Source organism: Methylobacterium sp. NPDC080182, assembly GCF_050281105.1.
Lineage (GTDB): Bacteria > Pseudomonadota > Alphaproteobacteria > Rhizobiales > Beijerinckiaceae > Methylobacterium.
Genome location: NZ_JBNNWO010000035.1, coordinates 24,912 through 33,478 on the forward strand (window position 1 = coordinate 24,912; position 8,567 = coordinate 33,478).

The following is an 8,567-nucleotide window of genomic DNA, read 5'->3' on the forward strand; positions in this document are numbered from 1 at the left end:
CCAAGCACGCAATGCCTCGATCCAATTGACGCGGAGCTGACTCTCGTGAATACTGATTTACTGAGACTTTCGGCCTATTTTTTGGGATATTACAGATCATGATTTGGTTTGATCGGCCTTTTCGAAGGGGCTGGGCGCTTTATTCGAATAGCGCCCCGATACGGCCGCAAAATCAAAATCGATATTTCATCATATCCCAGGCATCACTGGCAATTTTTTTAATATTTATGTTGCTCTGCTTTTTCTCGAATCACGCTCAAGCGCAATGTTCGAATTCAGTAAAGCTGGGTTGCGGCGTTTACACACAATGCTTCGAGCGTTATTGCCCGTGCAGCGCGGACAAAAATTACTTTACGAACTATGGCAAGAGATATTGCGAAAAATTCATCGGCAGGAACGATTGGTCCACGCAAGGCGTCGCTTGGCGGGACAAAACACTGCTTTGTCTCCAGGAAGCAATAATTCCCAAACTTGATCTGGATCACCCTGAAAAATGCGACTGCAGCAAGATGAAAGATTTTGCATTCCAGACGCACATTTCATGCTATTCGCAAAATACTGCCTCGATCTGTCGACTGCCGGCAAGTGATTGGTCGAAAATCATACAAACAATCGATACCGCTGACTTGCTGGATGCCTATGGGGCGAAACAGATGCTCGGAATCGTGAACGTCTGTATCGGACAACAGGCCGGAGATATTGGAAACGACATCAAAGAGAAATGGAAACAGGCGAAGGAAAAATTGAGCAATATCATCAAATAGCTCTCAACCTATTAGAAGCGAAACGGGACGAAGCGCCTCCGAAACACCGTTGCGACGACGTTCCGTAAAGCGTCGTCGAGATTCTATACGGCGTTGAGATTGGCTCCGATCGCCTTCTTCTCCAGCTCCAGGGTAGCCGCAAGGATTCACGACATCGTTTTCGCGCTGGTCGCCGATGAGAGGCAATTCCCTTCCGTCCATATTTACCGCCTCGGACAGCACGGCCGGCACATAGCGCTGCGTGCCCCGATGCTGGCCGACGATCCGGCAGGCGTGACATTCCGAGAGGCCGTACTTCTCCCGGATGCCGTCGACCGCCTGCTGGCGTCGCTCCAGGTCAGGGGCGTACCACCGGCACCTCCGAGGCGAACGTCTCGACCGCTTCCTGCGGCTGGCCGCCGGACGGCTGGAGAACCGTTCAGAACGGGCCCCGGCCACGACTGCCGCCAGGGGGCCCCGACCACTCTCGCCATCGCCTGCCCGGTGCCCGTTGGCATCAGGGCTGATGGGACCTGTCCTGCTCCTCCTCCCGGTAGGCCGGCTCCTCGCCGGCCGACCTGCGGCGAGGAGGCGGGGGTTCCCTGCGTACCAAGTCGGAGACAAGCGCCGCGAAGGGTCGGACGTCGTGATCGAGGCTGGCGGCGTCCAGGGAGCGCATGTACCGCACCCGTTCGTCGACCGGGATCACCGTCCACGGATACCCGCCCGAGGCCAGTTGCGTGTTCATGATGAAGCGGCCGATGCGGCCGTTCCCGTCCGGCAGCGGGTGGATGTAAGTGAAGATGAAGTGGCCGAGGAGCGCCCGCACACGCGGATCCGGCTCGGCCTCGAACGCGTCGAAGTAGGCGTCCATTGCGTCCTGCACGGAGGCGTGCGCCACGGGGACGTAGCGCGACCCGTCGAGGTAGATGAAGTGCCTGCGGTAGCCGCCGAGGCGCTCGTCGTCGAACAGGCCCGCGGCGACCGATGGCTGGAACATCGCCCTGAACCAAGCCATGTGCCGGTCGAGGACGAGCCCCGCCGCGTCCATTCCTTCCAGGATGTCCGCGACCGCCGCGCGCACCAGCCCGAAACAGTCTGCGTAGCCCTTGGCGGCGAGCGCGTCTCGCTGCTCGCGGTCGGCCTCGATCCTCTCCGGGTTCCAGTCGCCCCTCCGGATCTTCTCGATCAGCTCGGGCGTGACTTTGTACCCCTCGATGGAGAGCGAATGGTACGCGTCCGCCACGTACCGCTCGTCGACGTCCTCCAGGTACCGCCCCGGGTCGTCTACCTCCCGCGGCTCCTCCGGGAATGCGTCGAGGACCCCGGTCCGCAACTCGGCCCACAGGGCCGTGACACGGGCCGCGACGGGCGAGACGCGCCGTTTGAAGGAAAGGCCTTGCGGCACGTCCCTAAGCGGGTTGTCCCGCTCGGACACGACGTGTCCGGCCGCCGTCATTGCCGAGACGATCTCGTCGGCGACCCGGGTCCGTCCGACGGCGCGGAAAGCCGCCGCGAGACGCCCTGCGATCACCGAATGACCGCCCGCGAGCAGCGGCGTCACCACCTCCGAGGCCGAGCCCAGCGACGCCAGCGCGGCAAGGGCCGTCGCCTTCTGCTGCGTGAAAAACGTCGGCGCGGCACGCACCAGCGCATCACCGAGCGGCAGGACCCGCATCCCGTCCCGCATCACCGTCGGCGGCAGTTCCGCCTTCATGCTGAACAGCGACGTGTTGAACGGGAACGGCTGGGGGCGGTTGTTGGCGCCGGGGCTGATGACCACGACCTGCGGCGGGACCGTGTTCTCCTCCGCGTGGAGACGCAGCGACGTCTGTGCGTCCGCGGTCCAGGACGCGCCGAAACGGTCCTCGCAGTACATGGACAGGAAGCGCCAGAAGTTCGCGTAGTAAGGGGTGCTGTCGCCCGCCCGGGAATGCGGGTCGACGATCATGAGCCACCCCGGCATGATCTGCCGGAGGTAGCCGTACTTCACCAAGCGATCCTGGTCGGTTCGCCCGAGGACGCTCGACCGCAGGATGCCCACTCCGTCGCCGCCCGCCGCCCGCAGCCGCTCCAGCGAGCCCGCGATCTTCTCGTTCAGACCTGCCACGCCGATGCTCCGGTCGGTTCACGCGATCATTTTTATCCTTCCATGCATCACCGATTTTATCAACCGCTGCCTTGCCTATCTTATTATCCGATGCGTTGCCGAATTTATCATCCGTTGCAGAAACGGCGTCTGCACGACCGTGCTTCGCACGGATTCGGGTGACAGAAATCGGGGAACGCCCATGTCCCGCCCATCCTGATCACCTCGGGACTGCGTCCTCACCCCGTACATCGCTCTGACTGTCGTGAGTCACAGCTAAAAACGACAACGACGCCAATATCTTACGAGTAGGAAAGGCGCCCTCCGGGGCGCCTTTTTATTTGCCCAGCGTGGTTCACCTGAGGCCAACAATATCAACCACTTACAACGAGCGTCGCCGTGTTCTTCGCTCGTCCACGCGACATGAAACGCGACAAGGAGTGTGACATGGCCGAAGCCGCTGACGACGGCGACTTTCTCTACGGCGTGCCCGCTATTGCGAAGCACATGAACCTGAAGCCCCGGCAGGTCTATCACATGGACGCTACCCGGAAGATCCCGACCTTTCGCGTCGGGGATAAGGTCTGCTGGTCGAAGTCCGCCTACCGCCGCTGGCTGGCCGAGCAAGAGGCCGCGGCGCGCAAGGCACCGCCGGCCGAGAAGGCTTGAGCGTCAGCCCGGCTCGCAAGAGCAAACGCTTTGGTCTTTAACCCGTTTGGATCTGCATACTTGGGTCGACATGCATGCGTGCGTTTGTGGATTGCATGATGTTGTCGGAACACAATCTTTTTTCTCTTTGAACGTATCGTGGCATACTTCATGATAAACCTTTGTTGCAAGACGCGCCTTGAGCTAGCGCGCCTATTGGAGCCGCCGGCGCTGCGGCGACAACAATCAAAGGCAATGCGATGGTTCTCATCGTAGCTCCCTTCGAATCAGTTCAAGGAGATGATCGTACCTCAAAAACTAACCAATACATCGGAGGGCATCATAGATGTCGGTTGATCCGAACCTCTACGCCCGGGTGATCTTGGTGGCCGCGATCGATCTGGCCGCCGCGCTGAAGGCCTCGACGGACACCGGCGCTGAGATCGAGGTGTCCGGCTTCGTCCACCGGTCGGCGGGGGCGCATGGGCCTGTCGGTGAAGCGATGCGGCAAGGGCTCGGCCGGGACGACTACATGGCCGCCTACGCGCTCGCCGCCGGCCTGGTGCCGCATACCGGCGCCGCGGCGGTCGCCCATCTAGGAAGGATGTTGCGATGAAGCCTCGCGTCAATCGGGACAGCTCCGTCCGTCAGCGGCAAGGCGGCGGATCGAGATACCCGGTGAAGCAGGTGATCCGGCGGCTCCAGATCGACGGTGACCAACGCGGCGAGGTTCATCTCACGCTCTGCGAGCACGCGCTCAACGATCGGCCGCCGCGTCTCTACCTGCACCTGCACACGTTCGTGCGGCGGTCGCAGGACCTTCGTAAGCCAGTCGCGTTCAACGCGCGCCAACTCGGCGCCCTGATCGCCCAGCTGCGCGAGCTTCAGGACGAGATGGAAGCGGGCAAGCCCGTCGCTTCTACCGCTTCGCCGGATGCCAGCGAGCCGCCGCGCCGCGTGCGCGGGCGGCGCCCGGGAGAAGAGATGCGCGTCGGCAGCGGTTCACCCGTCGCCGAGAAGGCTTCCGATGCCGGGTGAACTATCGAAGCGCGTATGCGGCCATGGTGGGACCTCCCTCAGGATGAGCGCTCGCAGCTGATGGAGGTCCCAACGGACCTGTACGATCTCATCGTAGAGCTCGTTTAGACCATCTACCGTTTCGATCTCGAAACCGAACTCCAATTTGTTGTCAGCAGTGATTTGCACGCGGTGAAACGAACCGTCTGCGTCCCTCGACCATGGGTCATGCACAACGCGGTTTCTCTTTGCGGCAATTCTACCGACCCTCTCGCCCATCTCGCGTGTAGCCTTGATGACTTCGTCGGGAGCTTCTCGGACAGCTAAGAGCGATCGCAAGGCTCGAAAACGCGGTCCCGGTCCGACACTTTGAGCAATTAGGCATGCGCCGATCTGACGTTCCACGTTCATCAGCATCCAAATCGTCTCGCTGATGTGGAACTCGACGTCCGAATACATGCACGCGACGCGGCCGACAGCTTTCACGATCTCATCGAATGCCGGGTTGTAGTGCTTCGGCTCTGCCATCTGTGCGCCCCCTCACTTCAGAGGCAAGCCTGCATCATGAAGCACCCCCGCGTCGACATCCGGAAGGTCCATGGCCCCGACATGTGCGAGGCCGTCCGCGAGATTCTGTTCCTCACGCAGGACGAAGTGATCCGCAGCCTATCGGGTGAGACCCGCACCTACCACCGAACGCCCGAGGCTGTTGATCGACGGAACGCTTTCCGAAGCGAGAGCCCCGGCAATCGGTCAAATTCGGCCCAGGACGGGCTCGGACGGGTTAAGGGCCGGTGATTTGCCGCCAGCGCGTCGCGGGCGCTGGCGGGTCGTTTCCGGCGATTTTATCCTCAAAACTCATTGAGGTCGAAAATCGCCCCTCCGCTCCAGATGAAAAACGCGACACGCTCGACCGTGATGCGTCGGCGCGTTTTCGCCTCGGTGGCCGCGATGAGAGATCGGAACGCCGCCGTCGCATCGGCGGTGGTGTTGAAGACGCCTTGCAAGGTAGTGTTTGGCAATTGCCGGATCGGCTTGCTATCTGTGCAATCAATCAGCCGGTTCCAGCCATAATCTGGCGCCAATTTCAGCAATGGCGAATGTGGATCCGGCTGATTATCCTTCAGATCATACGTGACCACGAAGCGCAGCATTTCACTCCCTCAACTCAGAACTAAACGCTCGGCGCCGGGGTGCGTAGCAGGTACTCCGCCACCGAAGCGGCTAACATGGGGTCACCATGCTCCGGTTGCGAGTCGATCAAGAGCACATCGTCGAGGGCGTGCGCGACCAGTTCAGTCACCGCATCCGTCGCGTTCTGGTCGTGTCGCCTACCGGATCGGGCAAGACAGTCATCTTCAGCTTCATCTGCAAGGCGACGGCCGAACGCAGCAAGCGCGTGATGATCTTGGTCCACCGGCAGGAACTGGTAGATCAGACGAGCGCGGCGCTGACCCTCATGGACGTGCCACATGGCATCATCGGTGCCGGCTACCCGATGAGCGATGCGCCCGTGCAGATCGCGAGTGTCGGCACCCTGGCGCGCCGTCTCGCGGCCGGGCTGGAGCCGCCGGACCTGATCGTGGTGGATGAGGCGCATCATGCGGTCGCCGGGCAGTGGCGCTCCATCCTCGACGCAGCGCCGGAGGCCTTCGTTCTCGGCGTCACCGCCACCCCGGAACGCCTCGACGGCCGCGGGCTGGCCGAGGCGTTCGAGGCGATGGTGGCGCGGGCAGTCTCGGCGGCGGTGTTACCTTCGGTGGCGGTTCACGTGGCGGCGGCGGTGGATCTGGCGGCCCCAGCGGCCCGATGCCGACCATTCCAGCTTCGGTACAGATGGTCGATAGAGAGCGGAACGAACTCGGGCTCATCACCAAGTACGAGGCCGGCGGCCGGAACGTCCCGAACTACATCAACGACCGCACCCACACGGCACAGGGCTACTACCAGATCACCAACACCAACTGGCGCAGGATCGCGCCTGCCTTGGGGATCACAGCGCCCAACGCGATGTCTGCGAGCTTGGAGGAGCAGACCCGCGTCGCCCTGCACCTTCGGCGGGCGACCGGCCTCGGCAACTGGACGCAGTACAACGCACGGCTCCGTGGTGCACTCAGGTGGGGAGAGATCGTCCCGCCGCCTGGTGAGACCCCGGCCGAAAAGGCAGCCGCTGCCGAACCGCGCCTCGTGAAGGGTTTGGACGGCAAGGAAGGCCTCGATCTCGGCAACGGCACGATGAAGATGCCGGATGGCTCGATCCGCTCGATCACGTCGGGCGTATCGCGGATCCCTAATGTGCCGGATATGCCGCCGGCGGGCACGGGCGCGCGAGGCGCAGGTGAGATCGGTGGGCATGTCGCGGAGTTCGGCCGCCACGTCGACCGCCTCCAGGACATGAACTTCCACGGTCGGGTCGACGTCGCCCTGTCGGGCGGCGGCCGGGTCTCGGGCATGCGCGCGAAGGGCCGGGGCATGTCTGCCGACATGGGCGTGACCATGCCCGACCTGAAGTTCGGCAGCGACGACGACTGGTCCTGACGTAAGCCGCCGCCCTTGGGCGGCGGTTGCCTTTCGGTGGATGAACGCCAACCTTCATCGCGTGGGCAAACCGCGCATGATAGGCTCCTTAGACGCCCGAGACCGAACTGACCCCCGACGTGAAAGCCGCCATTGAGGAAGTGGTCCAGGATGAGCTGGGCCGCTTTGGTGTGCGCGAGATCGAGGTACGGCCGGACGAGGATCACGATGGGGATCCGGCGATCTACGTCGTCATCCACTACGCGGCTGTCGATGCGGACCCCGATCCCGAGAACATGTCCAACACCATGTTCAAACTGAACAACCGCCTCTATGCGATGAACGAGAAGCGGTTCGCTCACGTCTCGCATGTGGTGCCCGAACCGCCCAAGCGGGTTCGGGCACGGTGAGCGACGATCTGATTGAGACTGCCCGGCGCCTCTGTGCATCAAGATCGAAGCGGCCCCGGCAGTCCGATCTCAAGCGCGCCATCAGTACGGCCTACAACGCGCTGTTCCACGCAGTGGCGCAGACGAACGCGGACCGCCTCATCGGCGTCGGAGCAAACCGAGCCGACAAGGCTTGGCGCCACACGTACCGCGCCATGAACCACGGCGAGGCGAAGAAGGCTTGTGCGCAGCTCCAGGGCCTCGGCTTCCCTGCCGACCTCGTGCAGGTTGGCTTGGCCTTCCGGTCGCTTCAGGAAGATCGCCACAGTGCCGACTATGACCCCTTCCATCGGGTCAGCCTCCAAGACGCTCGATCTGCTATCCGCGAAGCCGAGACCGGGATCGCGAAGCTCAGGGCCGCGTCGAAGAAGGATCAGACAGCCTTCGCGGTGCAGCTCCTGTTGAAGGCCCGCACATCCTAGAGCGGCATCCGATCAGGTTGCGTCGTATCCTGCAGCGGCAAGGTAGGCTCGACATTCAGCTGGCGCGAAGCGGGTTAGGCTGCGCCGTATGGCATCCCAAAGGTCTGGGATAGTTCGTGCCGCCGCACTGCGCAGCAGTGCCTTCAGCTTCGCGAAGACCATCTCGATCGGGTTGAAGTCGGGCGAGTAGGCCGGGAGGTAGAGCAGCCGGGCTCCCACCGCCTCTATCCGCTCGCGGACGCCGCTGACCTTGTGGGCCGGCAGGTTGTCCATAACGACCGTGTCGCCGGGCTGGAGCGTTGGAGCGAGCACGTCGGCCACGTAGGTGCGGAAGGCCTGCCCGTTCATGGCACCGTCCAGCAGCCAGGGTGCGGTGATGCCGCTGGTGCGCAGACCCGCCGTGACGGTGGTGGTTTTCCAGTGACCCTGCGGCACGCTCATCCGGCAGCGTTCGCCCCTTGGAGCGCGCCCGTAGCGCCGGGCCATGGCGGTGTTGGCTGCGGTCTCGTCGATGAACACGAGGTGATCCGGGTCGAGGTCGAGTTGGCCCTCAAACCACGCCTCGCGCGCAGCTCTCACGTCCTCCCGGTCCTGCTCGGCCGCGTGCCCCGTACTTTTTTCACGAGATGCCGTGGCGCTTGAAGAAGCGCGAGAGGCTACTCTGCGCCACGCAGATGCCGCG

Annotated in this window: 10 protein-coding genes and 3 pseudogenes; 8 read left to right on the forward strand and 5 right to left on the reverse strand. The window is 62.8% G+C overall.

Annotated elements, in window-relative coordinates:
* Window positions 1–98: 98 nt before the first annotated feature.
* A complete protein-coding gene (locus tag ACQKQD_RS32330) occupies window positions 99–764 on the forward strand; it encodes a hypothetical protein (protein ID WP_427510738.1) in 666 nt (221 codons plus the stop codon).
* Between the two features lie 210 nt (window positions 765–974).
* Here ACQKQD_RS32330 and ACQKQD_RS32335 read toward each other — a convergent pair.
* Together ACQKQD_RS32335 and ACQKQD_RS32340 are read right to left on the reverse strand one after the other, a co-directional pair.
* Window positions 975–1,097, reverse strand: a pseudogene (locus tag ACQKQD_RS32335) (IS3 family transposase); the annotation flags it as partial.
* 163 nt (window positions 1,098–1,260) lie between these two features.
* Window positions 1,261–2,853, reverse strand: coding sequence for a Fic family protein (locus ACQKQD_RS32340; protein ID WP_427510739.1), 1,593 nt, complete (start codon window positions 2,851–2,853; stop codon window positions 1,261–1,263).
* 426 nt (window positions 2,854–3,279) lie between these two features.
* Here ACQKQD_RS32340 and ACQKQD_RS32345 point away from each other — a divergent pair, with 426 nt between their 5' ends.
* The 3 genes from ACQKQD_RS32345 (at window position 3,280) to ACQKQD_RS32355 (ending at window position 4,518) form a co-directional block, all read left to right on the forward strand.
* Window positions 3,280–3,501: a DNA-binding protein gene (locus ACQKQD_RS32345; RefSeq protein ID WP_427510740.1), complete on the forward strand. Its 222-nt coding sequence runs from the start codon at window positions 3,280–3,282 to the stop codon at window positions 3,499–3,501.
* 325 nt (window positions 3,502–3,826) lie between these two features.
* Window positions 3,827–4,096 (forward strand): hypothetical protein, encoded by a 270-nt coding sequence (locus ACQKQD_RS32350; protein ID WP_427510741.1) that lies wholly within the window; start codon window positions 3,827–3,829, stop codon window positions 4,094–4,096.
* A 62-nt stretch (window positions 4,097–4,158) separates the two neighbouring features.
* Window positions 4,159–4,518: a hypothetical protein gene (locus ACQKQD_RS32355; protein ID WP_427510742.1), complete on the forward strand. Its 360-nt coding sequence runs from the start codon at window positions 4,159–4,161 to the stop codon at window positions 4,516–4,518.
* Here the strand turns inward: ACQKQD_RS32355 and ACQKQD_RS32360 are convergent.
* Both ACQKQD_RS32360 and ACQKQD_RS32365 read right to left on the reverse strand, forming a co-directional pair.
* On the reverse strand, window positions 4,483–5,025 hold the full coding sequence (locus ACQKQD_RS32360; RefSeq protein ID WP_427510743.1) for a hypothetical protein: 543 nt from the start codon (window positions 5,023–5,025) through the stop codon (window positions 4,483–4,485). The two genes, ACQKQD_RS32355 and ACQKQD_RS32360, sit on opposite strands and share 36 nt — an antisense overlap.
* A gap of 323 nt (window positions 5,026–5,348) precedes the next feature.
* Window positions 5,349–5,651: a hypothetical protein gene (locus tag ACQKQD_RS32365; protein ID WP_427510744.1), complete on the reverse strand. Its 303-nt coding sequence runs from the start codon at window positions 5,649–5,651 to the stop codon at window positions 5,349–5,351.
* 86 nt (window positions 5,652–5,737) lie between these two features.
* On the opposite strand from ACQKQD_RS32365, the pseudogene ACQKQD_RS32370 reads away from it, so the two are divergent.
* The 4 genes and pseudogenes from ACQKQD_RS32370 to ACQKQD_RS32385 all read left to right on the forward strand — a co-directional run.
* Window positions 5,738–6,121 (forward strand): annotated as a pseudogene (locus ACQKQD_RS32370) (DEAD/DEAH box helicase family protein); the annotation flags it as partial.
* 185 nt (window positions 6,122–6,306) lie between these two features.
* Window positions 6,307–7,035, forward strand: coding sequence for a hypothetical protein (locus ACQKQD_RS32375; RefSeq protein ID WP_427510748.1), 729 nt, complete (start codon window positions 6,307–6,309; stop codon window positions 7,033–7,035).
* Window positions 7,036–7,154: 119 nt separating this feature from the next.
* Window positions 7,155–7,424 (forward strand): hypothetical protein, encoded by a 270-nt coding sequence (locus ACQKQD_RS32380; RefSeq protein WP_427510745.1) that lies wholly within the window; start codon window positions 7,155–7,157, stop codon window positions 7,422–7,424.
* Window positions 7,421–7,885, forward strand: a complete 465-nt coding sequence (locus ACQKQD_RS32385; RefSeq protein WP_427510746.1) for a hypothetical protein — start codon at window positions 7,421–7,423, stop codon at window positions 7,883–7,885. Before ACQKQD_RS32380 ends, ACQKQD_RS32385 begins: the two co-directional genes overlap by 4 nt.
* A 12-nt stretch (window positions 7,886–7,897) precedes the next feature.
* Here the strand turns inward: ACQKQD_RS32385 and ACQKQD_RS32390 are convergent.
* A pseudogene (locus ACQKQD_RS32390) lies at window positions 7,898–8,567 on the reverse strand (IS630 family transposase); the annotation flags it as partial.

What these genes read in the sequence shown, in the direction of transcription:
- ACQKQD_RS32375 (WP_427510748.1), top strand. Translation starts at nt 6,307, where the DNA reads ATGCCGACCATTCCAGCTTCGGTACAGATGGTCGATAGAGAGCGGAAC.
- ACQKQD_RS32345 (WP_427510740.1), top strand. Translation starts at nt 3,280, where the DNA reads ATGGCCGAAGCCGCTGACGACGGCGACTTTCTCTACGGCGTGCCCGCT.
- ACQKQD_RS32330 (WP_427510738.1), top strand. Translation starts at nt 99, where the DNA reads ATGATTTGGTTTGATCGGCCTTTTCGAAGGGGCTGGGCGCTTTATTCG.
- ACQKQD_RS32360 (WP_427510743.1), bottom strand. Translation starts at nt 5,025, where the DNA reads ATGGCAGAGCCGAAGCACTACAACCCGGCATTCGATGAGATCGTGAAA.
- ACQKQD_RS32365 (WP_427510744.1), bottom strand. Translation starts at nt 5,651, where the DNA reads ATGCTGCGCTTCGTGGTCACGTATGATCTGAAGGATAATCAGCCGGAT.
- ACQKQD_RS32350 (WP_427510741.1), top strand. Translation starts at nt 3,827, where the DNA reads ATGTCGGTTGATCCGAACCTCTACGCCCGGGTGATCTTGGTGGCCGCG.